Genomic DNA, 25,281 nt, shown 5'->3' on the forward strand with positions numbered 1-25,281 from the left:
CGATGAGTCATGAGCTGACGTGGCTGCTGGTCGCGGTACCGGCGGTGTCCGCGGCGATCCTGCTGCTCGGTGGCAAGGCCACCAACGCGTGGGGTCACCTGCTGGGCACCCTGGCGCCGTTGATCTCCTTCGCCTGCGGCGTCGTGCTGTTCTTCCAGATGCGCGGCCTGTCCGGTGACGAGCGGTCCGAGACGGTCAACCTGTTCGAGTGGTTCTCGGTCGGCCACATCAAGGTCGAGTTCAGTCTGCTGATCGACCCGCTGTCGATCCTGTTCGTGCTGCTGATCACCGGTGTGGGTTCGCTGATCCACATCTACTCGATCGGCTACATGGAGCACGACCCGCGGCGGCGGCGGTTCTTCGGGTACCTGAACCTGTTCGTCGCGGCGATGCTGCTGCTGGTGCTCGCGGCCGACTACCTGCTGGTGTTCGTCGGCTGGGAGGGCGTCGGTCTGGCGTCGTACCTGCTGATCGGGTTCTGGCAGCACAAGAACTCGGCCGCGGTCGCCGCGAAGAAGGCGTTCGTGGTGAACCGGGTCGGTGACATCGGCCTCTCGCTCGCGGTGATGAGCATGTGGGTCGTCTTCGGCTCCTCGGCCTTCAGCACCGTGTTCGCGGGTGCCGACCAGCTGACCAAGACCTGGGCCACGCTGCTCGGCCTGATGCTGCTGCTGGCGGCCTGCGGTAAGTCCGCGCAGGTGCCGCTGCAGTCCTGGCTGCTGGACGCGATGGAAGGCCCGACCCCGGTGTCGGCGCTGATCCACGCGGCGACCATGGTCACCGCCGGCGTCTACCTGGTGGTGCGCTCGGGCGCGATCTACCAGCAGACCGAAGCGGCCTCGACCGCGGTGGTCATCGTCGGTACGGTCACCGCGCTCGCCGGTGCGATCATCGGTTGCGCCAAGGACGACATCAAGAAGGCGCTGGCCGGTTCGACGATGAGCCAGATCGGCTACATGATGCTCGCCGCGGGCCTCGGCCCGGCCGGGTACGTGTTCGCGATCTTCCACCTGCTCACGCACGGTTTCTTCAAGGCGAACATGTTCCTCGGTGCCGGCTCGGTGATGCACGGCACGAACGACGACGTGAACATGCGCCACTACGGTGCCCTGCGGACGCCGATGAAGATCACCTTCGTCACGTTCGCGTTCGGTTACCTGGCGATCCTCGGCATCCCGCCGTGGGCCGGCTTCTTCAGCAAGGACAAGATCATCGAGGCCGCGTTCGCGGACAACACGGTGATCGGTCTGTGCGCGCTGCTCGGCGCCGGTATCACCGCGTTCTACATGACGCGGGTGATGATCATGACGTTCTTCGGCAAGAAGCGCTGGGACGAGGACGTGCACCCGCACGAGTCGCCGAAGCTGATGACCTGGCCGCTGATCATCCTGGCCGCGCTGTCGCTGGCCGGCGGTGCGCTGTACTTCGCCGGGCACTGGATCGTGAACTGGCTCGAGCCGGTGGTCGGCCACGAAGAGGCGCACGCGCCGGTGAGCGCCGTGGTGATGACGATCATCACCCTCGCGGTGGTCGCCGTCGGAATCGCGATCTCGGTGCTGATGTACCGCCGGGAGGTGCCGCGCGAGGCGCCGGCCGGTTCGCCGATCACCAAGTTCGCCCGTCGTGACCTGTACGGCGACGCGCTGAACGAGGCGGTCTTCATGCGCCCGGGGCAGTACCTGACCCGGACGCTGGTCTGGCTCGACAACCGGGGCATCGACGGCCTGGTCAACGGGCTGGCCGCACTGTTCGGCGGTCTGTCCGGCCGGCTCCGCCGGGTCCAGACGGGCTTCGTCCGTTCGTACGCACTCAGCATGGTCTTCGGCGCCGCATTCGTGGTCGTCGCCCTCCTCGCGGTGAGGTTGTCGTGAACATCGGTTGGCTGACCCTGTTACTGCTCCTGCCGTTCGTCGGGGCCATCGCGACGATGCTGGTGCCGAAGGCGAAGGCGCTGACGGCCAAGCAGGTCGCGCTCGGGTTCTCGCTCGTGACGCTGGTGCTGGCCGCGATCATCGCGATCGGCTACCACCGCAACGGTCCCGAGGACTACTCGGTGACGCACACCTGGATCAAGGCCTTCGGCGCGCACTACGCGCTCGGCCTCGACGGTGTCGGTGTGGTCCTGGTGGTGCTCACCGCGCTGCTGTCGCCGATCGTGATCATCGCGTCCTGGAACGACGCGCAGCACGGCCGCTGGTCGGAGAAGTCCTTCTTCGCCTGGATCCTCGGCCTCGAGGCGCTGTCGATCGGCGTGTTCTCCGCGACCGACGTGTTCCTGTTCTACGTGCTGTTCGAGGCCACGCTGATCCCGATGTACTTCCTGATCGGTGGATTCGGCGGCCCGCAGCGTTCGTACGCCGCGGTGAAGTTCCTGCTGTACTCGCTGCTCGGCGGTCTGCTGATGCTGGCCTCGGTCGTCGGCCTGTACGTCGTCTCGGCCAAGCAGGGCGCACCGTCGTACCTGCTGAGCGACATGATGAAGCTGGACATGAGCCAGAACACCGAGCGCTGGCTGTTCCTCGGGTTCATGTTCGCGTTCGCGGTGAAGGCGCCGATGGTGCCGTTCCACACCTGGCTGCCGGACGCGGCCGGTGAGGCGACGCCGGGGACGTCGGTGCTGCTGGTCGGCATCCTGGACAAGATCGGCACCTTCGGGATGATCCGGTTCTGCCTGGGCCTGTTCCCGAACGCGTCCCAGTGGGCCACCCCGGTGGTCCTGGTGCTGGCGCTGATCTCGGTCCTGTACGGCGCCCTGCTGGCGATCGGCCAGACCGACATCAAGCGGCTGATCGCGTACACCTCGATCTCGCACTTCGGCTTCATCGTGATGGGTATCTTCGCGCTGACGTCGCAGGGCCTGACCGGGTCGACGCTGTACATGTTCAACCACGGTCTCTCCACCGCGGCACTGTTCCTGGTGGCCGGCTACCTGGTCTCCCGGCGCGGGTCCGCGCGGATCGCCGACTACGGCGGGGTGGAGAAAGTCGCACCGGTGCTCGCCGGGACGTTCCTGTTCGCCGGCCTGTCCAGCCTGGCGCTGCCGGGGCTGTCGCCGTTCATCTCCGAGTTCATGGTGCTGGCCGGGACGTTCAGCAAGCACCGGGTGATCGCGGTGATCGCGGTGCTCGGTATCGTGCTGGCCGCGCTGTACATCCTGCTGATGTACCAACGCACGATGACCGGCCCGGTCCGCGACGGGATCGAGAAGCTCAAGGACCTGAACAAGCGTGAGATCTTCGCGATCGCACCGCTGGTCGTCCTGATCATCGGGCTCGGGATCTTCCCGAAGCCGATCGTCGACATCATCAAGCCGGCGGTCGACGCGACCATGCAGCATGTGGGCGTCACCGACCCGGCCCCGGAGATCCCCGCGACGGAGGGACAGAAGTGAGCGCGTTGTTGCTGCCGTTGGCGGATTTCACAGCGCCGAAGATCGAGTACAACGAGCTGTCGCCGTTGCTCGTGCTCTTCGCGGCGGCGTGTATCGGCGTGCTGGTCGAGGCGTTCCTGCCGCGGCAGCTGCGGCACCTGGTGCAGCTGGCGATCGCCGTGGTCGCGATCGTCGCGGCCGGCATCCTGACCGGCATCCTGATCGACGGTAAGAAGGAACTGATCGCCGCCCAGGGTGCGATCGCGGTCGACGGACCGGCGCTGTTCACCTGGATCATCCTGCTGGCGCTGACGCTGATCAGCGTGCTGCTGTTCGCCGAGCGTTCGGTCGACGGTGGCCTGTCGGCGTTCGCCGGCCAGGCGGCCGCCGTACCGGGCTCCGAGGCCGAGCGCGAGGGTACGGCGGCGCGCATCGAGCACACCGAGATCTTCCCGCTGACGCTGTTCGCGGTCGGCGGCATGATGCTGTTCGCGGCGTCGAACGACCTGCTGGTGCTGTTCGTCGCGCTCGAGGTCTTCTCGCTGCCGCTGTACCTGCTCTGCGGGCTGGCGCGCCGCCGCCGGCTGATCTCGCAGGAAGCCGCGATGAAGTACTTCCTGCTCGGCGCCTTCTCCTCGGCGTTCCTGCTGTTCGGCATCGCGCTGCTCTACGGGTACTCCGGCACGATGTCGCTGGGCGGGATCTCGGACGCGCTGGCCACGCAGACCGGTGGCGACACGATCCTGCTGGCCGGAACCGGTCTGCTGGGTGTCGGCCTGCTGTTCAAGGTGGGCGCCGTACCGTTCCACTCCTGGACGCCGGACGTGTACCAGGGTGCGCCGACGCCGGTCACCGGGTTCATGGCGGCCTGCACCAAGATCGCCGCGTTCGTCGGTCTGATGCGGGTCTTCTACGTCGCCCTCGGCGGCACCCGCTGGGACTGGGCGCCGATGATGTGGATCGTCGCGATCCTCACCATGGTGGTCGGTTCGATCGTGGCGATCACCCAGTCGGACGTGAAGCGGATGCTGGCCTACTCGTCGATCGCGCACGCGGGCTTCCTGCTGACCGCGTTCGTCGGCCTGTCGCAGGTGAGCAGCGGCAACCACAACGGGATCACCTCGACCCAGGCGGTGCTGTTCTACCTGGTCTCGTACGGCTTCCCGACGATCGGCGCGTTCGCGGTCGTGACGCTGGTCCGCGACGCGGGTGGCGAGGCGACGCACCTGTCCCGCTGGGCGGGTCTGGGCAAGAAGTCGCCGCTGCTGGCGGGGATCTTCGCGTTCTTCCTGCTGTCCTTCGCCGGCATCCCGCTGACCGCGGGCTTCACCGGCAAGTGGGCGGTCTTCAGCGCGGCCTGGTCGGGTGGCGCGTGGCCGCTGGTCGTGGTCGCGGTGCTGTCCAGCCTGGTCGCCGCGTTCTTCTACGTCCGCGTGATCGTGCTGATGTTCTTCTCCGACCTGCCGGCCGACTCGCCGGACGTGGCCCTGCCGGGATGGCAGACCACGAGCGCCGTGGCGCTGGGTCTCGCCGCCACTGTCGTCCTCGGTCTGGTCCCCGGACCGGTGCTGGACCTGGCGGCCCGAGCTGGTGAGTTCATCCGTTGAGTCCGACCCCGCTGCCGGCCGAGAGCCTGGGATTCGAGTTCGCCGATGCGGCGCTCGAGTCCCGGGTTCGTGCTGGGCTGGAGGCCGTCGAGCAGGCGCTGCGTGACTCCACCCAGTCCGAGGCACCGTTCGTCACGGCCGCCGCCCAGAACGTCATGTTCGTCGGTGGCAAGCGGTTCCGGCCGATGCTGGTGATGCTGGCGGCCGAGTTCGGTCCGGAGCCGGCCTCTCCGGAGGTCGTGACGGCCGCGGCGGTCGTCGAGCTGACGCACGTCGCGACGCTGCACCACGACGACGTGATGGACGAGGCGGCGCTGCGCCGTGGCTCGGCGACGGCGAACGCCCGCTGGGACAACTCGATCGCGATCCTGTCCGGCGACTGGCTGTTCGCCCGCGCCTCGGACCTGGTCGCCGATCTCGGCCCGGAGGCGGTCCGGATCCAGGCCCGCACGTTCGGCCGGCTGGTCGAGGGTCAGATCCGCGAGACCCTCGGCGTCGGCGAAGGCCAGGACCCGCTCGAGCACTACCTGTCGGTGATCGCCGACAAGACCGGTTCGCTGTTCGCGACGTCCGTCCACTTCGGTGCCCGCTTCGCCGGTGCCTCGGTGGAGATCCAGGAGTCGCTGCGGACGTTCGCCGAGGAGATCGGCGTGGCCTTCCAGCTCGCCGACGACATCCTCGACATCGCCTCGGAGTCCGACCAGTCCGGCAAGACCCCGGGCACCGACCTCCGCGAGGGCGTACCGACACTTCCGGTGCTGATCTTCCGCGCCCAGGCGGACCCGGCGGACCCCGCCGACGCCCGTCTGCTGGAGCTGCTGGACTCCGATCTGTCCGACGACGCCCGGTTGTCCGAGACACTGGAGCTGCTCCGCTCGCACGCCGCGTTCCGCCAGGCCGAGGACGACGTACGCCGCCGCGCGGCCGACGCCCGCAAGCTCCTGGCCAGCCTGCCCGACGGCCCCGGCCGCCAGGCCCTCGACGCCCTCTGCGATCTGGTGGCTGCCCGCAGCGTCTGACGCGAGGTCTGTCCGGCACGGCAACGGTGTGCGATGCTGTGCCGACTATGAGTAAGGCTGCGGGTCAGGACGTCGCGCTGCCGGTGACGTCACTGACGGTGGAGTCGCTGGCCGAGAGCGTGCTGCTGCACCTGCCCGCGCTGACCGATGCGCTGGTCGAGACGATCTACGAGCAGAACCCGGCGTACCGCGAGCTGGATTCGGTGCCGCAGCAGGATCTGTGGCGGTCGTGTCATGACAACGTGGCCCGGGTCGTGCAGATGGTTGCCGCGGGGGATCGCCCCAGCGTGCACCTGTTCGACGCCGCGCTCGCGACTGGGCGGCGCCGTGCCGAGCAGCGGATGCCGTTGGACGACGTACTGAAGTCGTTCCGGCTCGGTGGGCGGTTGGTGTGGGAGGCGTTGATCGACGAGGCCCGCGCTCAGGGTGTGGTCGATTCCGAGGCGTTGCTCGAGGTTGCGAGCAAGGTCTGGGAGGTCGTCGACCGTACGTCGTCGCAGGTCGCGGCCGCCTATCACGCTGCTGAACGGCATGCGGTGCGTGCGGACGAGCGGCGGCGGTCGACGCTCTGGGAGGGATTGCTGCACGGGCGGGCGAAGGATCGCGCGTTCGTGCAGGAGGCGGCCACGGTGCTCGACGTACCGGTGGCCGGTCCGTACCTGGTGGTTGCGATCGACAACCTGGTCGACGACGAGTGCACGACGGCTTCACTGCAGCGCCGGCTCGCTGGAGTCCGCGTTGGTTCGGCGTGGCAGGTGCGACCGCAGACAGTCGTCGGTCTGCTTGCTCTGGGCACGGAATCCGCGGAAACGGTACTGCGGAACCTGCGCGACGCCGTACATGCGCCTGCGGGGCTGTCCGGTGTCGTCTCCGGCCTGGCCGAGGTGGAAGTCGGGTACCGGCAGGCGATGCTCGCGCGGCGGACGCTGCCGGCCGGTCAGGTCGACGTGGTGACCTTGACCGAGCGGCTGCCCGAGGCGTTGTTGCTCAGCGCACCGGAACTCGCCGAGCAACTGGTCCATACCTGGTTGGTGCCGCTGACAACGATCGCCGCGGCCGAACGTGAGCTACTGCTCGACACCCTGGACAAGTGGGTGACGGCGGCCGGATCCGTCCGTCGTACGGCGGAGCTCGCGCACTGCCACCGCAACACGGTGCTGAACCGGCTGCACCGGATTCATCAGATCACCGGACGCGACCTGACCGACGACGGCTTCCACCTGGAGCTCGGCCTGGCGTTACGCGCGGTCCGGCTGTTCCCGCTCGGCTGACCGAAGCCTGTGCGTTGTGCACAGCGAAGCAGGAGAAAACGTGGGCATCTTGGCCATGCCGCCGCGGCGCCGGCGCTGCCAGACTGCGTTCCCAGCATTGCTCGAGCAGAGGAACCTTCATGGCCGAACATCGTCGTTGGTCGCACCCATCAAGCGAGACGCCGGCCGACAGACGCGGTTTGCTGGGCCGGCGGCGCGTCCTCGGCTACCTGATCGCCGCGCCGACGCTCGCGGTCGGCGTGAGCTGGCTCGCCGATTCGCACGACCCGCGCCCGGCCGACGCCGCGGTGCCCTCGATTCCGCAGCCGGTGGACGCTTTCGACCTCGGTGACCTGCAGAACCTCGCGGCCGCACCGACCTCCGGCCTGATCACGGTCGAGCTGCGCACCGACGGTACGGCGTACTTCGCGGTACCCCGGGCCGAAGTCGGTCAGGGCATCACGACCGCGTTCGCGATGATGGTCTCCGAGGAGCTCGACCTGCCGATCGAGAAGGTCGAGATCGGTCTCGCGGACGCCCGGCCCGAACTGTTGATGAACCAGCTGACCGGCGGCTCCAACTCGATGCGCAGCATGTACCTCCCGGTGCGTACGGCGGCTGCGATCACGCGGCAGCGCCTGGTCGACACGGCCGCCGCGCGGTGGGGTGTCGGGGCCGCTCAGGTGACCACCCGCAACGGCGTACTGAGTGGCCCGGGCGGGCGAACCGCGACGTACGGATCATTGGCCAAGGCGGCCGCGAGTGCCACGACGATCACGGTTTCCGCGGAGCTCAAGTCCGCTTCCGAGTTCACCGTTCTGGGGAAGCCACGAAGCCGGGTCGACGCGCACGACATCGTCACCGGGCGCAAGCAGTTCGCGATGGACATGCAGGTCCCGCACGCGAAGCCGACGATGGTGGCCCGGCCGCCGACGATCAACGGCACGCTGCGTTCGGTCAACAACCTTGCGGCGCTGCGGGCGCTGCCCGGCATCACCGACGTGGTCGCGATCGCGCACGGTGTCGCGATCCGCGGCGAGACCTTCGGTCAGTGCATCGACGCGATCCAGAAGGTCGACGCGACCTGGGGACCGGGCACCGTGGACGACGAGTCGGATGCGACCGTGCTGGCGAAGCTGCGCGCGGCCCAGCTGCCGATGGCCGTGCCGCCGTTGCTGTCCAAGACGATCGATGCCGAGTTCGTCTTCGCCTTCGCCAGCAACAGCCCGCTGGAGCCGGACTGCGCGATCGCGGACGTCCGCGCGGACAGCGCCGAGATCTGGGCGAGCCTCAAGGTCCCGATCGTGGCCCAGGAGGACATCGCGAAACAGCTCGGTCTGCCGATCGACGCGGTCACGGTGCACGTCGTCCAGGGCGGCGGTTCGTTCGGCCGGCACCTGTTCCACGACGTGGCGGCGGAGGCAGCGGAGATCTCGCAGAAGATGGGCAAGCCGGTGAAGCTGTCCTGGTCCCGGACCGACAACTTCCGCCAGGGCCGCACGCACCCGATGAGCACGTCCAGGGTCCGGGTGAACTATCTGGCCGGCAACGTGCTCACCTACGAGCAGCGGCATACGAGCGTGCAGACCGACTTCGGTCACGGTCTCGGCGAGATGATCACGGCGTTCGCCGCGGACCTGCCGGTCGGGGGCAACCTGTCGTTCGCCGAGACGATCTTCGAGCTGACGCAGTCGTCGCCGTACAACTTCGGTGTCACGACGCAGCTGCTCAACGAGGTGCCGCTGAAGTTCAACACCGGCAGCATGCGCAACATCTACTCGCCGAACGTGGTGTGCGCCGAGGAGTTGGTGGTCGACCAGTTGGCCGCGAAGCTCGGCCAGGACCCGGTGCGGTTCCGTCGCAACTTCCTCAAGGACAAGCGGTTGCTCGCGGTGCTGAACAAGGCGGCCGAGGTCGGCAACTGGGGCAAGACGATGCCGAAGGGGATGGCGCAGGGTGTCGGCGTGCACTCGGAGTACCGGGCCGCGGTCGCGACGCTGGTCGAGATCGACTGCCGGCCCGAGACGGTGAACCGGCCGGTCGAGGGCGAGGGGGTGACCGGACCGCGGGTGACCAAGGCGGTGATCGTGGTCGACCCGGGGTTCTGCATCAACCCGCGCGGTCTGGAGGCGCAGATGTTCGGCGGCCTGCAGGACGCGATCGCCCTCGCGCTCACGTCGAGCCTGCACATCAAGAACGGCATCCCGCTCGAAGGCAGCTGGGACAACTACTTCTACACCCGCGAATGGAACTCTCCGCTGGACGTCGAGGTGGTGATCATGCCGAACACGAGCGACAGCCCGGGCGGTGCCGGTGAGCTCTCGGTGGCTCCGGCGTTCGCCGCCGTCGCGTGTGCCTACGCGCGGGCGACCGGCACGATGCCGACGTACTTCCCGATCAACCACGGCAAGCTCGGGTTCGAGCCGTTGCCGGTGCAGCCGTCCACTCCGCAGTCGCCGACCGACGGCCTCGACCACACGTTCTGAGGAACCCATGCCCACTCACACTTTCAAGCTCAACGGCAAACAGATCAGTGTCGACGCCGAGGACTCCGTGCGGCTGCTGTGGGTTCTTCGCGACCTGCTCGGCGTCACCGGGCCGAAGTACGGCTGCGCGCTGAACGTCTGCAAGTCCTGTACTTCGCACATCAACGGCAAGGCGTTCAACCCGTGCTCGGTGCCGGTGAAGGACATCGCGGCGACCGACGAGATCACCACGATCGAAGGACTGCCGGACACCGTCGGCAAGGACCTGCACCCGATGCAGGAGGCGTGGCTCGAGTACGACGTCGCGCAGTGCGGGTACTGCCAGCCGGGCCAGATCATGGCGGCGGTCGCGAAGGTGAAGCAGGCCCGCGCGGAGGGTCGCGACATCACCGAGGCGGACCTCGACGAGCTGCGCAACATCTGCCGCTGCGGCACGTACTCGCGGATTCGTGACGCCGTCAAGGCCGGCGCGGAGAACATGCGTGCGTGACGTTCTCCCGCACGTCCGCCAGTGGTACGCCGACGGCGCGCGGTTCGCGATCGCCACGGTGATCGACACGTTCCGCTCGGCGCCGCGTCAACCAGGTGCCGCGATGGCGGTGTCCGGTACCGGTGTCGCGGTCGGCAGCGTGTCCGGCGGTTGCGTCGAGGCGGACGTGTACGAGGTCGCTCGGGAAGTCATCCGGACCGGCGTACCGGCGGTCCGCAGGTACGGCGTCTCGGACGAGGACATGTTCGCGATCGGCCTGACCTGTGGCGGAATCATCGAGGTGCTGGTCGAGCCGGTGGACCGGGCTTCGTTCGCGGACTTCGAGGCGGTGACCGCCGCGGTCGACTCGGGGCGACCGGTGGCGGTGGCGACAGTGGTGCGTGCGGACGACGGCCTGGGTCGGCGTCTCGTGGTCGGGCCGGACGGAGTCGCCGGGAGTCTCGGGAATCCCGGGCTCGACGCGGCCGTGGCCGAGGACGTCGTCGGCCTGCTCGACACCGGCACCACGGCGATCCGCGAGTACGGCGCGCACGGCGAATGCCGGCGTACCGAGGTCGCGGTGTTCGTGCAGTCGTTCACCCCACCGCCACGGATGTTCGTGTTCGGGGCGATCGACTTCGCGGCGGCCGTGGCGCGGGTCGGCAAGTTCCTCGGGTACCACGTGACGGTGTGCGACGCGCGCGGCGTGTTCGCCACCCGAGCGCGGTTCCCCGAGGCCGACGAGGTCGTCGTCGACTGGCCGCACCGGTTCCTCGCCGGTGCGCTCGACTCGGTGGATCGCCGTACGGCGCTGTGTGTGCTGACGCATGACCCGAAGTTCGACGTACCGCTGCTGGAGTTGGCGTTGCGGACCGACGCCGGGTACATCGGCGCGATGGGGTCGCGTCGCACCCACCACGACCGGCTGTCCCGGCTGCGCGCCGCCGGCCTGACCGAGGGCGAGCTGGCCCGGATGTCGTCCCCGACCGGCCTCGACCTCGGCGCCCGCACCCCGGAGGAAACCGCGATCTCGATCGCCGCCGAGATCATCGCCACCCGAGCCGCCGCCACCGCCCGCCCGCTGTCCACCACCACCGGCCGGATCCACGGCGCCCCGGTCTGAAAGCGATCTGAAAGTCCGCGTCGGTTTACTGCTCCGATGAACACAGCAGGGGTACGGCGGCCGTGGATCGTGCGGCGGTGGCCGGCGGGGGCCGGGGCGGCGATGGCTGCCTTCACGTCGGTGGGGCTGGCGAGTGGGGCCGACGTGGCCGCGGTCGTGACGGCGTCCGGATTCGTGTACCTCGGGGCCGCGGCGCTACGGAGGCGGGGTGCGGCGTGGCCGGTGTTCGCGGTCAGCTTCGTGCTGGTGGGGATCGGCTCCCGGGTCGAGACCGTCAACGCGAGCTGGCTGATGCTGGCGCTGGCCGCTGTCCTCGCGGCGTACGGGGTGATTCGCGGGGCACTGCGGCCGGCCTGGGGGTTGCCAGTGCAGTCCGTGGCCATGATCGTTCTGGCCGCGGCTGCATTGGTAGCGCTCGAGGTGAACCAGACAGTGGCGGGGCTGCTGGTCGCCGGTGGGCTACTGGTGCACGCCGGGTGGGACGTGTACCACCATCGCGTCGACCGGGTCGTCGTCCGGTCGATGTCGGAGTTCTGCTGCGTGCTGGACACCGTCCTGGCCGCGACCGTCCTCATCGTGACATTCGCTGACCGTTAGCTGCTGCTCCGCCCCGCGTGGCACCCCGTCACGGCTAGGGTCGATCCGGTGACCGACCGCACCCTCGCCAACGGCCGATACGTCCTCAACGAACCACCGCTCGGTGTCGGCGGGATGGGGACGGTGTGGAAGGCGTTCGACACCGTCCTGCACCGCGAGGTCGCGGTGAAGGAGCTCCGGATCCCGGACGGGCTGAACCCCGAGGAGCAGGAGAAGCTGCGGATGCGCGCCGTACGCGAGGCGCGGGCGGCGGCCGGGCTGGACCATCCGGCGATCGTGACGATTCACGACGTCGTGGACGAAGCGGGTAGCCCGTGGATCGTGATGCGGCTGCTGCCGGGCCGGACGCTCGACCAGGCGGTGCGAACGAACGGTCCGCTCAACCCACGCCGGGCGGCCGAGCTCGGCGTACGGCTCATCGAGGCGCTGACGGCCGCGCACGCGAACGGCGTACTGCACCGTGATGTGAAGCCGCAGAACGTGATGCTCGGCGGCGACGACCGCTGGATGCTGACCGACTTCGGGATCGCCTCGGTCGCCGGCGCCACTCGGACACTGACCGGGACCGGGCTCGTCACGGGGACGCTGGGGTACGTCGCCCCCGAGCGACTGTCCGGCGCCGAGCCCGGGGCACCCGCCGACCTCTGGGCGCTCGGGGCGACGTTGTACTACGCGGTCGAGGGGCGGCACGCGTACGACTTCGACGACCTGCCTGCGATGATCGGGGCGGTCCTCACCCGCGACCCCGAACCGATGCGCCTGGCCGGCCGGCTCGCACCGGTGATCGTCGGCCTGATGCAACGCGACCCGGCCCGCCGCCTGGACGCTCGCACGGCCCGGGAACAGCTACTCGCGATCGCCGGCGGCTACCCGACGTTCGAGAACCCGACGGTCGTTGCCGACAACAACAAATCCACCGACAAGGTCCGCAGCGGCACCAAGCTGATGAACGAACCTCCTGAGCGGGTCGTCCCGGAAGACTTCCCCCAACTCGACTCGGGCGTACGGGTACTGCGAGCACTCCGTGCGCTGCTGTTCGCGTTGAACGCTGCGGTAGGAGCGTTCACGGCCCTTCTCGTCTACTCGTTGAGTGACGGGATGCCGGTCTGGATCTTGGCCGCTCTGGGCCTCGTGTGCGCCGCGGGCGCTGCACTCGGCGCTCAAGTGACGCCCCGTCTCGCCCGCTGGATCGGACTACCCACCGCCTTGTCGGGAACTGCGCTCGTGACCGGCGAGGCGATGGCCGGCGGCGGTCTGGTGGTGGTTCCCCAGCTCCCGATCGCAACGATCATCCTGTTCGGCATCGCCTTGTTGGCCTTCGCGATCTGCCAACGGCTCTGCAAGGCGGCCCGCCGTCGGCTGGTCCCGGCCGAGGAGCTCAAACGGGCGACCAGGAAGGTCCGGTGGCTCGGTTTCGCCGCTTTCCTGTTCGGCGCGCTCGCGGCGGGCGGGTTCCTCGGGTTCATCGAGGAGAACCGCCACGATTTCCGCGACTTCAATTACGTCGAGGCCATCCTCGCCGCCGGCGGCGTACTCATCGTCCTGACGGCGTTGCTGACGATCCCGGCGATCCGCGGCGCGCAGACCCCGAACGACCGGCGGCCTCCGCCCGCGGTACTCGTCCCCGCCGCGGTGGTGATCCCGGTCGTCGTGGCGATCGTCTGGGGGATCGGGTTCGTCGCCCGCCTGAACGACTTCACGTCGACGCCGGACACGTGCGGCTCGGCGATCCTGTCGGACAAGCGCGTCCAGGCAGTGCTGGGTGGCTCGGGCGGCGAAGACGGGTATGACGGCGACGACTACGTCCGCTGCAGCTGGGAGAACCTGGACGGTGACAGCTCGACCGAACTCGAGGTCGATGTCGACCGGTACGACGGGGTGGCGGAGGCCAAGCAGGTGATGCAGCGGCACCGGACGCGGACGACAGTGGACGGAAAGAGCCACGCCGAGCTGCAGCTCGGCGACGAGTCCTTCCGCCGGGGCTACGCGGGTTCCATCGCGTCCCACGACTCGACCGGTCTCTCGGTGGAGGTTCGGATCGAGAACGTCGTCCTCGAGGTGACGCTCGAACACGGCGAGGATCTCGACTCTCCCGACCCGGCCAAGGTCGAGGCGCTGGCGGACGAGTTGAGCCGCGAGATCAAGAGTCAGCAGCCGTAGCCGTCCTCATCGTGACATCCGGATGACCGCAAGCTGCTGGTCCGCGTTCGGTGGTACCGCGCGCGGCTAGGGTCCTCTGGTGACCGACCGCACACTCGCCAACGGCAGGTATGTCCTGGGAGATCAACCGCTCGCCGTCGGCGGGATGGGGACGGTCTGGAAGGCGTTCGACACGGTCCTGCAGCGTGAGGTCGCCGTGAAGGAGCTGCGGATCCCGGACGGGCTGATCCCGGACGAGCGCGCGAAGCTGCGGTCGCGGGCGCTGCGTGAGGCGCGGGCCGCGGCCGGCCTGGATCATCCGGCGATCGTGACGATCCACGATGTGGTGGACGACGGCGAGCGGCCGTGGATCGTGATGCGGCTGCTGCCCGGCCGAACGCTCGACCAGGCCGTGCGCGCGAACGGTCCGCTCAGCCCGCGCCGTACGGCGGAGCTCGGGGTGCGGTTGCTCGAGGGACTGGCCGCGGCGCACGCGAACGGCGTACTCCATCGGGACGTGAAACCGCAGAACGTGATGCTCGGTGGTGACGAGCGCTGGATGCTGACCGACTTCGGGATCGCCTCGGTCGCCGGCGCCACGCGCACCCTGACCGGTACCGGCATCGTGACCGGCACCCTCGGGTACGTCGCCCCCGAGCGACTGTCCGGCGCCGAACCCGGCGCACCCGCTGACCTCTGGGCCCTCGGCGCGACGCTGTACTTCGCTGTCGAAGGACGGCACGCGTACGACTTCGACGACCTTCCCGCGATGATCGGTGCGGTCCTCACCCGCGACCCCGACCCGGTGCGCCTGGCCGGCCCGCTCGCCCCGATCATCGCCGGCTTGATGCACCGCGACCCGGCCCACCGCCTCGACGCGAGGACCGCCCGCGAGCAACTCCTCGCCGTCGCCGGCGGCTACCCCACCTTCGAGAACCCCACCGTCGTTGCCGATCACAACCGCCAGACCGAGAAGCTCCGCAACGGCACAAAGCTGATGCCGCCCGCCGGCGGACCCGGCCCGGGGACTCCGGGCGCTGCTGCCCATGAGAACGCGGACGGATCGGCTGGGGGCGGGCGGGTACTGCGTGCGCTCGGCGTGCTGCTGTTCGCGTCGAATGCCGCGCTCGGGGGGGTCCTGGCGCTCCTGGGGAACTCCGTCATTTACGGGATGCCGCTCTGGATCCTCGCCGCACTGGCAGTGGTCTGTGCTGCCGGCGCCGCGCTCGGTGCACGGTTGGCTCCGCGACTCGTGCGATGGATCGGCCTGCCCGCCGCGCTCTCGGGAGCAGCAGTGGTGACGGGCGAGGCGATCGCCGGGGCCGGTCTGGTGGTGAATCCTCGACTCCCGATCTCGACGATCGTCCTGGTCGGCCTCGCGCTGTTGACCTTCGCGATCTGCCAGCGGCTCTCGCGAGCAGCGCGCGGTCGGGTGGTCCCGCCGGAGCTGCTCAAACGTGTGACCATGACCTTCCGGCTGATCGGTTTCGCCGGTTTCCTGTTCGGCGCTCTGCTGGCGGTCATCTTCTTCTGGGGCGTCTACGACCACCGCATCCGCCTCCACGACCTCAACTACGTCCAAGTCATCCTCACCGCCGGTGGCGCGATCGTCGTCGTAGCTGCCCTGCTGACGATCTCCGCCATCCGTTCTGCGCGGTCGGCGGAGGACGCGCGACCGCCAGGTGTCCTGACCTCGGTTCTCTTCGTGATCCCGGTCGTCGTCGCCATCGTGTTCGGCATCGGCTACGTCGCGCGGATGAACGACTTCACCACCCTGCCGGACATCTGCGGCTGGGACACCCTCTCCGAGGACCAGGTCAGGGAACTGACAGGCGGCTCGCCGGAAGCGGACAACGACGCCTCCGACAGCTGGGTCGACTGCGACTGGAAACGGGTCGGCGACGACGACTCCGCGGAGCTCGAAGTCGAGCTCACGAAGTACGAGGACGTGAGCTCCGCGAAGCGCACCCTGCAGCAAAGCCGGGAGACGGCGGCTGAGCTCGGCAAGACCGTCGCCGAGCTCTCACTCGGCGACGAGTCCTTCAGCCGGCCGTACGACGGCTCGATCGACAGCGAGGACACGCTCGGCCGATCCGTGTACGTCCGGATCGAGAACATCGTCCTGGAGGTCGCGCTCGACCAGTCGGAGTCTCGCGGCGCTCCCTCCACCAGCGACATCGAGTCTGTGGCCGATGAGCTGACCAGCAAGCTCGAGAACGTGCAGCCGCACCGCTAGTGTCCTGAGTCGATCCATCAGAAGGTGTTCTGACGGCGGGCTGTGCGGGAGCGGGCGTCGGGGTCGTAGAGGTGCTTGGCCAGTCGGCCTGCCCAGAGGGACTCCAGCCGGGTGAGGGGCTGCGGGTGGTGGGCACGGATCCGGCCGGATGGTCGTGGCCCATGGCAACCATTGGCGTGCCAGTCGTCCAGGACCGCGGCCGTCGTACGCCACTGGGCGATGTCGTCGAGGTCGGGATCGGGACGGCCGAGGTGCTCCGACCAGAGCTCGGCCCGCAACGACCGGGCCAGGTCGGGGGAGTCGATCGCGCAGGTCAGTTCGCTGTCGTTCGTCCAGGACCGGCGGTTGAAGTTGTCGGATCCGCAGGTCATCCAGGCGTCGTCGACGATGCAGATCTTCGCGTGTACGTAGATCGGTACGCCGGCCTCGTTCTCCAGGTTGCAGACGGTCACCCGGTCCGTGTCCAGCAGTCGTAGAGCCTCGAGCTGGGCGTAGCGAGCCGGCGGTCCGCTGAGTCGGCCGTCCTGATCGGGGTACCGCGGTACGACGGCGACGATCCGCAGCTCGGGTGAGCGGACCAATGCCGCACGCAGGCTCCTGACCACCGCGGCCGACCACAGGTACTGGTCCTCCACGTAGATCAGCGACTGCGCCCGCGCGAACGCCTTCAGATAGCCGCGGGCCACGCTGCGTTCGCCCTGCGGCGCGAACGGGAACCCCGGGTGCTTCGCGGCGTACGTCCGCAACACCTGGACCGCGTGCGGCCCGGCGGGTGGTGGGTCGGGCATCGCCTCCGGCAGTTTCTCGGGGTGCCGCGGCATCCGGGCCAGCCGTTGCCGGACCATCCGGTACGGCGTCCGCCGGTCCAGCGGATGCGGATCGTCCCAGCGTTCGACGAACGTCCGCAGCAGGTCGCCCACGACCGGTCCACGGAGTTCGAGCATCACGTCGTGCCACGGTGCCCGCGGCCCGTACCGCGAATCCATCGGCGCGGTCTGCGGATCGCCCTGGTGCCGTACGTCGTCGCGCCGGCCGTGACACAGGTCAATACCGCCGGCGAAGGCGACGTCGGCGGCCGGGTCGTCGCGATGCCTGATCACGAACAGCTTCTGATGATGCGACGCAATAAAACGGACCCGCTGATCCAGCAGGACCTCGCCGCCGGCCTCGTTCAGCTCGGTGCCGAAATGCCGGTTCTGCTTCGCGTTGAAGTTCAGAAAATCGGAGTGCGAGCGCCACAGCAGCGCCCGGACCTCGACGCCGGCCCGGGCGAGATCGCACAGTACGTCGCCGATCGCCGGGCCGTCGTCGCGCAGCTTCTCGTCCGGGTCACCGCGCCAGTCGGTGAAGTAGACCCGATCTCCGGGCCGCAGGGTGCACAGTTCGTCGTACAAACGCTGGAAGTACGTCGCACCGTGCACCAGCGGCCGGACCAGGTTTCCTTCGGACCAGGGCCCGTCGGAGTCGATGCCGGTCGAAGGGTTGCCCCTTTCGCCCGGGCCGAGGAACCAATCGTGCTGCATCTGTCCATGATGCCCAGAAAACGGTCAGGTCATGAGTCGCGCGTCTGCCAGACCTCGCTCTCGACGTAGTGGTTGTCGTAGAGATCGCTGGTCGCGGCGACCTCGGACCAGTCGGTCTCGCCGCGGTACGCGCCTTCGAGCAGGCGGTAGTAACCGAAGCGCGGCTTGGCCTGGGTGAGGACGAAGAGCACCTCGGCGGGCTCGTCACCGGCTGCCTCGAAGGCGTGCGGCGTGTTCGGCGGGACGAGGAGGAAATCGCCCTGGTGCAGGGTGACGAGCTCCTCGCTGACGAGCACGCGCAGTGAGCCCTTGAGGACGAAGAACAGCTCGGCGGACTCGCGGTGCTGGTGCGGGGGAGCACCTTCCTTGCCGGCCTGGAAGACCGAGCGGTGGCTGGTCAGGTGCCCACCGGTCTCGGGTACGTCGGCCAGCAACGTCACGCCACTCGCGGACAGCACCTCGGCCTCGGCGGCCCGGATCAGAACAGTCATCGGAAACTCCTTGTCTTGGACGTTCAATGTCCAGAATCAACACCGCAGGAAACGGTGTCGGAAAACGGTTTCGGAAACGGTGGTGGCGGTCAGGTCTTCAGGTTCGCGAAATGGTTCCGGGTGTTTTCCGGCGCCTTCGGTGTCTGGCGCAGGACCCGTCCGGCGATGTCCGCGATGCTCTGGCCGGCGAGTTCGCGGCGGTACGCGAGTTCCGCCGTACGCATCGCCTGGGAGATCAAGCAGGCCTTCGTGTAGTCGGCCTTCTGGTCAGCGCCGGGGCCGGCCTTGAGGATCTCCGTGCAGCGGAACGCCTCATCCGGCCCGTCGATCGCGACCACGATGTCCAGCAGCGAGATGTTGCGCGGATCGCGAGCGAGCTGGAAGCCACCCTTCGGCCCGGAGACCGACGTGAGGATGCCGGCCCGGGTGAGCGCCTGGAGCTGCTTGTTCAGGTACGCCGTCGGCAGGTCGTAGAAGGCGGCGAGGCGCTTGGCGGTGACCGCCGCACCGGGCATCCAGCTGAGATTCACGCAGCTGTGCAGTGCCCACTCGACCCCCTCGTTCATCTTCATAACCTGGATACTAGATGTCCTGAATAGCTGCCGTCAAGAGGAATCGTGGTGCGCTGCCGAGGTGGACTCAGACGGCCGAAGCGGTGACCGCGGCGCGCTCGAGGGCGATCGTCCGGCGCCGGTTGTGCATGCCGTCGAAGGTGAACAGCGCCAGCGCGACCCACACCAGCCCGAAGCCCGCCCAGCGCATCGGCGTCATCTGCTCGTGGAAGATCACCAGACCACAGATGAACTGCATGATCGGCGCGATGTAGTTCAGCAGCCCGAGCGTCGTCAGCGACACCCGCGTCGCCGCCGCCCCGAACAGCAGCAGCGGTACGGCGGTGATCGGACCGGTGAGCAGCACCAGCACGAGGTACGCCGTGCCGTGGTGCGTGACCGTGGCGTCGCCCTGCATCCCGAGGATGACGATCGCCGCGAGCGCCAGCGGTGCGACGGTGCCGGACTCGATCGCCATACCCTCGATTGCGCCGGCGCCGGCCTGCTTCTTGGTGAGCCCGTAGAACCCGAACGAGAACGTCAGGATGATCGCGACCCACGGCGGCTTCCCGTTCTCGATCGCCAGGCCGATGACCGCGACGAACGCGATCGCCAACGCGGTCCACTGGACCGGGCGCAGGCGCTCCTTCAGGACGAACACGCCGAGCAGGACGGTGAACAGCGGCGTGATGAAGTACCCGAGCGAGGTCTCCACGACATGCCCGTGACCGACGGCCCAGATGTAGGTGCCCCAGTTCGCCGAGATCAGGAACGCCGCCGCGATCAACGGCCAGCGCCGCCGCGGCTCCGCGAGCAGCGCCTTCACTCGCCCGAACTTCCGCAGTACGGCGACCAGGATCACGATCGTGACGAGTGACCAGAGCACTCGGTGGGCCAGCAGCTCAATCGCGCCGGAGTGGTCGAGAAGCTTCCAGTACAGCGGGAAAAGACCCCAGATCAGGTACGCGGCGAATCCGTAGGTGAATCCTTTTCGCTGTTCTGGCACGGCAGCCAGCGTAAGCCTGCGCGACAGTCGCATCCAAACGGTTTGCTCATGACGTGAGACACCCTGCCGCGCCCTCCTCCGTCGCTACGCTGTCCGGCAACCTGTAGGAGGTGCTGGATGGTGGAGTCGTCGGCGTCCCGCCGCGAGTTGCTCGACACCCTGGTCGCGCAGATCAGCCGGGAGACGGCCGGATCGGCCGGTCTCACGCCCGAGGACCGGGCGCTTGCCGGCCAACGGATGCAGAAGGCGATCAAGGACGCGGTGGGGCAGGCACGCGTAGATGTGGCCGCGCTGGCGTCCGACCATCCTGAGGGGCCTGCTGCGGACCGGTTCGTCGACTACCTGGACAACACCTATCGGGAGCAGGACGCACAGGACCAGGCCCGACCGGCTGGCGAAACCTCGGCGGCGCGCAGGATGGCTGCCGAGATCGTCGCCTCAGACGACGCGATGAACAGGTACGCCCCGGAGCTGAAACGGCGGGCCGAGTTCTACATCGCGCATGCGGCGACTGTCGCGGCCGAGGCCCAGGTGCGGAAGAGCCCGGGGGGCCCGTCCCAGGCGCCCGCGGCGGCCGCTGGCCCGGCGTCCGCACCGGTGGTCGCTGCGGCCTCCGGGTCGACGTCTCCGGCGCGGCGCGGACCGGCCATTGGCTGAGTGCTGTCCCACGATGTCTCGCCGGTGTGGAGTGGCTGGTGCGATGCGGTTGGATAGAGGGGTGCAGACGAGGAGGCCCGCGTGGGTGTGAGGACCGGTCTGGTCTCGGTGACGTTCCGCCAGTTGCCGGTCGACCAGGTGGTGGAGGTAGCGGCGAAGTCCGGGCTCTCGGCGATCGAGTGGGGCGGTGACATCCACGTCCCGCTCGGCAACCTGGTGAACGCGAAGCGCGTCCGGAACCTGACCGAGGTGCACGGGCTCCAGGTCGCGGCGTACGGCTCGTACCTGCGGGCCGGCAACGTCGACCGCGAGGAGATGCGGTCCGCGGTCGCCACCGCCCAGGCGCTCGGTGCGCCCCGGATCCGCGTCTGGGCCGGCAACGTCGGTACGGCGGAAGCGGGCGTCGGCGACCGGATGGCCGTGACCCGCGGGCTCAGCGAACTGGCCGACATGGCAGCCGGTGCGGGGATCGAGATCGCGATGGAGTTCCACCGCAACACGCTCACCGATGAGGTCGACTCGACGATCACTCTGCTGCTTGACGTGGGCGCGCCGAACCTCACGACGTACTGGCAGCCGCCGGTGGACCTCGACGACGCGCAGTGCCTGCAGCAACTGGAGTCACTGATGCCCTGGCTGAGCACGGTGCACGTGTTCTCCTGGTGGCCGTCGAACAACCGGCTGCCGCTCGCGGCCCGGGAGTCGCTGTGGCGCCCGGTCCTCGACCGCCTCGCCGCCGAGCCGCGCGACATCAACGCCCTGCTCGAGTTCGTCGCGGACGACTCACCCGAACAGTTCACCAAGGACGCCGCCGACCTGCACAGCTGGGTCTAAGCAGGTAGGTAAACAGCCAGGATCAGCCGGCCCTTGGTCGGTTCTCCCGTCGTGACGATCAGAGTGGCGTGGTCGGCCGGGCCGGCGGCGTGTGTTTCGTAGCTGGTCCCCAAGCTCCCGCCGCTGTCAGATCCGGAGCCGCTCGCGCTCTCGGTTCTGCCGACCTGCAGGGTGCCGATGAGCTCGCCGGAGTCACCGAGCGGCGAGCTGCTGTACGCGACGACGTACGGGGTGCCGGCGGGGGTGTTCATGGTCAGTCGCTTGGTCGGGCCGGCCGCCGTTCGGACGTCCGTGAGGCGGTAGTCGTACCCGCCGCGCTCGATCCGCTCCGGCAGTTGTACGCCGTCGACTGTCCGCTGAGCGCCCTGGAAGTAGACCCCGAGACCTAGTCGGACATCGGGCGGGACGGCGGGTCCGTTCGGTTTGGCCTGCACGACCTGCGCGACCACGTCGACCTGCTGCCCGGCCGGCACTGGAGTGGCGACCGTCAGGCTGCTGCCGGCACCTGCATCGGTCGAGTTCGCCTCGCACGTGGACTGGTGCGGTGCCCCCGGGCCGACGCGGATCGACACGGAGTACGGCTGGTCCTGGCCGTCGGAGCCCGCGTTCGCCGTACAGAAGTCATGCAGGACGAGTGGGCGGCCGGTGGAGGTGAAGCTGAAGCGGACCTCGTTCCGGCCGGGGTCGGCGACCGTCGCGGCGGCCAGCGTGTCGCCGCCGATTTGGTGCCGGTAGACGACGCCGTCCTTGGTGTAGTCCTCCGGTCCGCCCACCGGCCAGCGGGTCGGTGCGCCGTTGGCCGCGGGCGCCATGGCCGGCGTGGAGTAGAGGCCGAACGCGATCCGGGCGTGCGGCGTGACCACCTTGCGCGTCGCCAGATCGATCAGGTCGGCGGACACCTGAGCCGGTTTCCCGACCGGGGAGGTCAGCCAGAAGGGCGAGTCCGGAAGAAGCGACACGCTGCTCCCAAACGTCCAGGAGTCGGGCCCGCTGAGGCAGCTCGCGTCACCGACGTACCAGCCGTTGATCTTGAAGCGGATGGCGTACTCGCCGCCGTCCGTCGTGCAGTTGGCGTGCACGGTGAGCGAGTTCGTGGTCGGTGTCCAGGAGAACGCGGCGCTGTCCTGGCCGCGGTCGCCGATCCATGCCTTGAGCAACTTGTCGCTGCCGACCGTACCGGGAACCGTGAGGCCGTCGCGGGTGTAGTCCTGCGGCGAGTCGTCAGCGGGGGCCGTCTGCGTCGAGCGCAGTGTCGGCACGAGGCCGACGGCGACGGCGGCGAGTACGGCGACCACGCCGAGAGCCCCAGCGGTACGGCGCTGCTTGGTGCGGCGGATCCGCTGCTGGACACCCGGGAGTACGTCGACTGGGCGCTGATCGGTGGCGCGGGTGCTGAGTTCGTCGCGCAGGTCTTGGAGGTTCATCGCGGGGTCTCCAGGTCTGCCGGAGTACTCGGGGTCAGGGACGGGTCGACGCGGAGCTTCGCGAGGGCCTTGGCGGTCTGGCTCTTCACGGTGCCGACGCTGCTGCCCATCAACCGAGCGGTTTCGGACTCGCTGAGGTCCTCGTAGAAGCGCAGTACGACGACCGAGCGTTGCCGGCGGGGGAGCCGGCCGATCGCGTCCCACAGGTCGAGGCGGTCCGCGCCGTCCGGGGCGGGCCCCTCGGGCAGGTCCTCGGTCGGGATCTCGTGGTTCCACTTCCGTCGCCACCAGGACGAGTACGTCGTGACGAGGATCCGCCGGACGTACGGCTCGGGGTTGTCCTCGCGGATCCGCGACCAGTGGAACCACGCCTTCGCCAGCGCGGTCTGCACCAGGTCCTCGGCGAGCGCGTGGTCCCGGGTCAGCAGGTACGCGGTCCGGAGCAGGGCGGGGGAGCGTGCGGCGACGAACGCGTCGAAGCTGTCCACGGTCGCCACGGCCGCCACCTCTCGCACTGTCAACACACCGTCGTCGATGCTCACATCCTGCAGGACCGGCTGGGTCCCGCGAATGGTTGCCTCGCCCCGCGATCGGAGCGTGTCGGCTGACGGCAGCGGCCGATGCAGGTGGCGGGTCAGGTGGCGCGTTCGGAGGTGCTGCGGCGGCCGGTGAGGCGGTCGGGTGGCGGTAGGTTGACGACGCGGTTGAGCTGGCCCATGTCCTGGATGTGCGTGTGGGACGCGGCTGCGGCCGCGGCGCCCGGCTGGAAGCCCGCCGCGAATCCGACGGCCTTGAACATGTCCACGTCGTTGCTGCCGTCCCCGATCGCGATGGTCCGTTCGCGCGGGATCCCGAGCTCCTCGTTCCACCGGCGGATGGCGGTCGCCTTGCCCGGCCCGTCGACGAGCCCGCTCACTTCACCGGTCAGTACGCCGCGTTCGTGATCGATCCCGAGCGTGCCCGCGGCGTACCGCTCGACACCGAGGCGTTCCGCGAGCGGTCCGACGATCGCGTCGAAACCACCACTGGCGATCGCCACCTCGTGGCCGGCCGCCTTCAGGCCGTGGATCAGTTCCTCGACACCCTCGTTGAGCTGGATCGAGTCCGCGACCTCGCGCACCAGCGACGCGTCGACCCCGCGGAGCGCGGCGACCTTGGCCCGGATCGACGTCTCGTAATCGGGATCCCGGGCCGCGTCGACCTCGGCCAGCCGCCCCGCCCGCTCGGCCAACGTGTGCAGCGTGTCGTGCTTGCTGATCGTCTGATCGACGTCGAACACGAACAGGTGCTTCTGCATCGGCACGATCGGCTCGTGCGCGGTGTCGGCCTCGCGGTTCGCCGGTGCCAGCGCGTGCCCGATCGCCGACTCGACCTCGCTGCGCACCGACGGCGCCCACTGGCCACGGCTCGGGTCCCACACCCCGTTCGACCGATCGGCCGCACCGTCCAGGAAGGTGTTGATCGTGGCCGTCATCTCCGCGAACTCCGGATAGTCCTGGAGCTGCGTGATCCGCTCCCGCAACTGCGCGAAGCCTTGGTCCCAGAGGATCTCGGTCTCGTCGTCCCGCGCCGGCGCCTGCCCGTAGAACCGATAGGGGTACGGCGGTCCGCTGCGGCCCGCCTCGGGCCAGTGCCAGTTCTCGGCGAGCGCCTTGCGCAGCTTGTCGCCGTCCATGGGGCAGGTCCGCGCGATGTAGTACAGATCCGCGATGTCCTTGAAGCGCGGCGCGGCGATCCCGTCGCCGACGCCCGGCTTGCAGGCGAGGGCCGCCATCTTGTCGGCCGTCAGGTCCTCGACCGGCCGCTGCAACGGCGTGATCGGCCGCAGGCCCGCGAGCTTGGCGCCGACGACCGATCGCCGGGCCCGCTGGGACTCGCTGGTTCGCTGGATCATCGTCGGCATCTTCACGTCGAGCTCGATCGAGAACCGGTCGCCGTCGGGCCGGATGCCGAGTGGCCCCCGGCTGTCGTCGACCGGTTGGACGTCGATGGTGAAGACAAGATGCCCGCTGCCCGCGACCTCGACCGAGCGGGTCGTGTACCGCACCAGCCCGCCGAGTCCCACGCCACCGTCGAGCGGGTCGCGCCCGGCGGGAGCGACCGCGAGTACGGCGTCGCGCACCCGGGCCACGTACTCGTCGTCGGGCAGGTGCCCGAACGCGCTGTTGTAGACGTCGAGATCGTTGGCCGTGCGCGCCAGCTCGTACACGGCGTCGATCTCGCCCGTGGACTCGCCGGCACCGGCCCATTCCTCGGCGTACCCAGGGAGCGGGAACGAACCTGTTGGCTCCCAGGCGTCGCCGCCCTGGTTCAGCTGGCAGAGGAGGTCACCGGCGGCCACCTGCCGTCTGCCGCGGTCGGCCGGAAACCGTGGCGTGCTGATCCGCGCGAGTTCGGCCGTGAGGTGACGCCACCGGCGGAACGCACCGCGGAACAGTCTGATGTCGAGGTGCCCGACGTACCCGCTCATGCGGTCAGCCCTCATGCCGTCAGCCCTCA

Annotated in this window: 20 protein-coding genes; 13 read left to right on the forward strand and 7 right to left on the reverse strand. The window is 69.0% G+C overall.

Going from position 1 to position 25,281, the window contains the following annotated elements; genetic code table 11:
* Positions 1 to 2: 2 nt before the first annotated feature.
* The 11 genes from nuoL (at position 3) to ACWGID_RS02075 (ending at position 16,296) form a co-directional block, all read left to right on the forward strand.
* Complete coding sequence (nuoL, locus tag ACWGID_RS02025; protein WP_452193526.1) at positions 3 to 1,871, forward strand: NADH-quinone oxidoreductase subunit L; 1,869 nt, start codon at positions 3 to 5, stop codon at positions 1,869 to 1,871.
* On the forward strand, positions 1,868 to 3,391 hold the full coding sequence (locus ACWGID_RS02030) for an NADH-quinone oxidoreductase subunit M (RefSeq protein WP_452193528.1): 1,524 nt from the start codon (positions 1,868 to 1,870) through the stop codon (positions 3,389 to 3,391). Before nuoL ends, ACWGID_RS02030 begins: the two co-directional genes overlap by 4 nt.
* Positions 3,388 to 4,977: an NADH-quinone oxidoreductase subunit NuoN gene (gene nuoN, locus ACWGID_RS02035; protein ID WP_452193530.1), complete on the forward strand. Its 1,590-nt coding sequence runs from the start codon at positions 3,388 to 3,390 to the stop codon at positions 4,975 to 4,977. The genes ACWGID_RS02030 and nuoN overlap by 4 nt, the downstream gene beginning before the upstream one ends.
* A complete protein-coding gene (locus ACWGID_RS02040; RefSeq protein ID WP_452193532.1) occupies positions 4,974 to 5,996 on the forward strand; it encodes a polyprenyl synthetase family protein in 1,023 nt (340 codons plus the stop codon). Before nuoN ends, ACWGID_RS02040 begins: the two co-directional genes overlap by 4 nt.
* Positions 5,997 to 6,043: 47 nt before the next feature.
* A complete protein-coding gene (locus tag ACWGID_RS02045) occupies positions 6,044 to 7,267 on the forward strand; it encodes a PucR family transcriptional regulator (protein ID WP_452193534.1) in 1,224 nt (407 codons plus the stop codon).
* A gap of 119 nt (positions 7,268 to 7,386) precedes the next feature.
* Positions 7,387 to 9,732, forward strand: a complete 2,346-nt coding sequence (locus ACWGID_RS02050; RefSeq protein WP_452193536.1) for a molybdopterin cofactor-binding domain-containing protein — start codon at positions 7,387 to 7,389, stop codon at positions 9,730 to 9,732.
* Positions 9,733 to 9,739: 7 nt separating this feature from the next.
* On the forward strand, positions 9,740 to 10,222 hold the full coding sequence (locus tag ACWGID_RS02055; RefSeq protein WP_452193538.1) for a (2Fe-2S)-binding protein: 483 nt from the start codon (positions 9,740 to 9,742) through the stop codon (positions 10,220 to 10,222).
* Positions 10,215 to 11,324: an XdhC family protein gene (locus ACWGID_RS02060; protein WP_452193539.1), complete on the forward strand. Its 1,110-nt coding sequence runs from the start codon at positions 10,215 to 10,217 to the stop codon at positions 11,322 to 11,324. Before ACWGID_RS02055 ends, ACWGID_RS02060 begins: the two co-directional genes overlap by 8 nt.
* Before the next feature lie 36 nt (positions 11,325 to 11,360).
* Positions 11,361 to 11,921 (forward strand): hypothetical protein, encoded by a 561-nt coding sequence (locus ACWGID_RS02065; protein WP_452193541.1) that lies wholly within the window; start codon positions 11,361 to 11,363, stop codon positions 11,919 to 11,921.
* Between the two features lie 48 nt (positions 11,922 to 11,969).
* The gene (locus ACWGID_RS02070; RefSeq protein ID WP_452193543.1) at positions 11,970 to 14,081 is read left to right on the forward strand and encodes a protein kinase domain-containing protein; all 2,112 of its coding nucleotides are present in this window, start codon (positions 11,970 to 11,972) and stop codon (positions 14,079 to 14,081) included.
* Positions 14,082 to 14,160: 79 nt separating this feature from the next.
* Complete coding sequence (locus ACWGID_RS02075; RefSeq protein ID WP_452193545.1) at positions 14,161 to 16,296, forward strand: protein kinase domain-containing protein; 2,136 nt, start codon at positions 14,161 to 14,163, stop codon at positions 16,294 to 16,296.
* Positions 16,297 to 16,313: 17 nt separating this feature from the next.
* On the opposite strand, the gene ACWGID_RS02080 is transcribed toward ACWGID_RS02075, so the two are convergent.
* The 4 genes from ACWGID_RS02080 to rarD form a co-directional block, all read right to left on the reverse strand.
* Positions 16,314 to 17,819: a phospholipase D-like domain-containing protein gene (locus tag ACWGID_RS02080; protein WP_452193546.1), complete on the reverse strand. Its 1,506-nt coding sequence runs from the start codon at positions 17,817 to 17,819 to the stop codon at positions 16,314 to 16,316.
* A gap of 29 nt (positions 17,820 to 17,848) precedes the next feature.
* Positions 17,849 to 18,310 carry a cupin domain-containing protein gene (locus tag ACWGID_RS02085; protein WP_452193548.1) on the reverse strand — a complete coding sequence of 154 codons (462 nt, stop codon included), beginning with the start codon at positions 18,308 to 18,310 and terminating at the stop codon, positions 17,849 to 17,851.
* Positions 18,311 to 18,399: 89 nt separating this feature from the next.
* Positions 18,400 to 18,882: an RrF2 family transcriptional regulator gene (locus ACWGID_RS02090; protein WP_452193550.1), complete on the reverse strand. Its 483-nt coding sequence runs from the start codon at positions 18,880 to 18,882 to the stop codon at positions 18,400 to 18,402.
* A 67-nt stretch (positions 18,883 to 18,949) separates the two neighbouring features.
* The gene (gene rarD / locus ACWGID_RS02095; protein WP_452193552.1) at positions 18,950 to 19,867 is read right to left on the reverse strand and encodes an EamA family transporter RarD; all 918 of its coding nucleotides are present in this window, start codon (positions 19,865 to 19,867) and stop codon (positions 18,950 to 18,952) included.
* Positions 19,868 to 19,984: 117 nt separating this feature from the next.
* On the opposite strand from rarD, the gene ACWGID_RS02100 reads away from it, so the two are divergent.
* The gene (locus ACWGID_RS02100; RefSeq protein ID WP_452193554.1) at positions 19,985 to 20,524 is read left to right on the forward strand and encodes a hypothetical protein; all 540 of its coding nucleotides are present in this window, start codon (positions 19,985 to 19,987) and stop codon (positions 20,522 to 20,524) included.
* An 81-nt stretch (positions 20,525 to 20,605) separates the two neighbouring features.
* Positions 20,606 to 21,358: a sugar phosphate isomerase/epimerase family protein gene (locus ACWGID_RS02105; protein ID WP_452193556.1), complete on the forward strand. Its 753-nt coding sequence runs from the start codon at positions 20,606 to 20,608 to the stop codon at positions 21,356 to 21,358.
* On the opposite strand, the gene ACWGID_RS02110 is transcribed toward ACWGID_RS02105, so the two are convergent.
* From ACWGID_RS02110 to ACWGID_RS02120, 3 genes are all read right to left on the reverse strand, one after another.
* On the reverse strand, positions 21,355 to 22,782 hold the full coding sequence (locus ACWGID_RS02110) for a hypothetical protein (protein ID WP_452193557.1): 1,428 nt from the start codon (positions 22,780 to 22,782) through the stop codon (positions 21,355 to 21,357). The genes ACWGID_RS02105 and ACWGID_RS02110 overlap by 4 nt on opposite strands.
* On the reverse strand, positions 22,779 to 23,279 hold the full coding sequence (locus ACWGID_RS02115; protein ID WP_452193559.1) for a SigE family RNA polymerase sigma factor: 501 nt from the start codon (positions 23,277 to 23,279) through the stop codon (positions 22,779 to 22,781). The genes ACWGID_RS02110 and ACWGID_RS02115 overlap by 4 nt, the downstream gene beginning before the upstream one ends.
* A 137-nt stretch (positions 23,280 to 23,416) precedes the next feature.
* Positions 23,417 to 25,267: an HAD family hydrolase gene (locus tag ACWGID_RS02120; protein WP_452193560.1), complete on the reverse strand. Its 1,851-nt coding sequence runs from the start codon at positions 25,265 to 25,267 to the stop codon at positions 23,417 to 23,419.
* Positions 25,268 to 25,281 lie beyond the last annotated feature (14 nt).

Source organism: Kribbella sp. NPDC054772, assembly GCF_053611945.1.

Excerpts from the sequence above, each read along its gene's own strand:
- nuoL (WP_452193526.1), top strand. The coding sequence starts at position 3 with ATGAGTCATGAGCTGACGTGGCTGCTGGTCGCGGTACCGGCGGTGTCC.
- ACWGID_RS02045 (WP_452193534.1), top strand. The coding sequence starts at position 6,044 with ATGAGTAAGGCTGCGGGTCAGGACGTCGCGCTGCCGGTGACGTCACTG.
- ACWGID_RS02050 (WP_452193536.1), top strand. The coding sequence starts at position 7,387 with ATGGCCGAACATCGTCGTTGGTCGCACCCATCAAGCGAGACGCCGGCC.
- ACWGID_RS02055 (WP_452193538.1), top strand. The coding sequence starts at position 9,740 with ATGCCCACTCACACTTTCAAGCTCAACGGCAAACAGATCAGTGTCGAC.
- ACWGID_RS02065 (WP_452193541.1), top strand. The coding sequence starts at position 11,361 with ATGAACACAGCAGGGGTACGGCGGCCGTGGATCGTGCGGCGGTGGCCG.
- ACWGID_RS02080 (WP_452193546.1), bottom strand. The coding sequence starts at position 17,819 with ATGCAGCACGATTGGTTCCTCGGCCCGGGCGAAAGGGGCAACCCTTCG.
- ACWGID_RS02085 (WP_452193548.1), bottom strand. The coding sequence starts at position 18,310 with ATGACTGTTCTGATCCGGGCCGCCGAGGCCGAGGTGCTGTCCGCGAGT.
- ACWGID_RS02090 (WP_452193550.1), bottom strand. The coding sequence starts at position 18,882 with ATGAAGATGAACGAGGGGGTCGAGTGGGCACTGCACAGCTGCGTGAAT.
- ACWGID_RS02100 (WP_452193554.1), top strand. The coding sequence starts at position 19,985 with ATGGTGGAGTCGTCGGCGTCCCGCCGCGAGTTGCTCGACACCCTGGTC.
- ACWGID_RS02110 (WP_452193557.1), bottom strand. The coding sequence starts at position 22,782 with ATGAACCTCCAAGACCTGCGCGACGAACTCAGCACCCGCGCCACCGAT.
- ACWGID_RS02120 (WP_452193560.1), bottom strand. The coding sequence starts at position 25,267 with ATGAGGGCTGACCGCATGAGCGGGTACGTCGGGCACCTCGACATCAGA.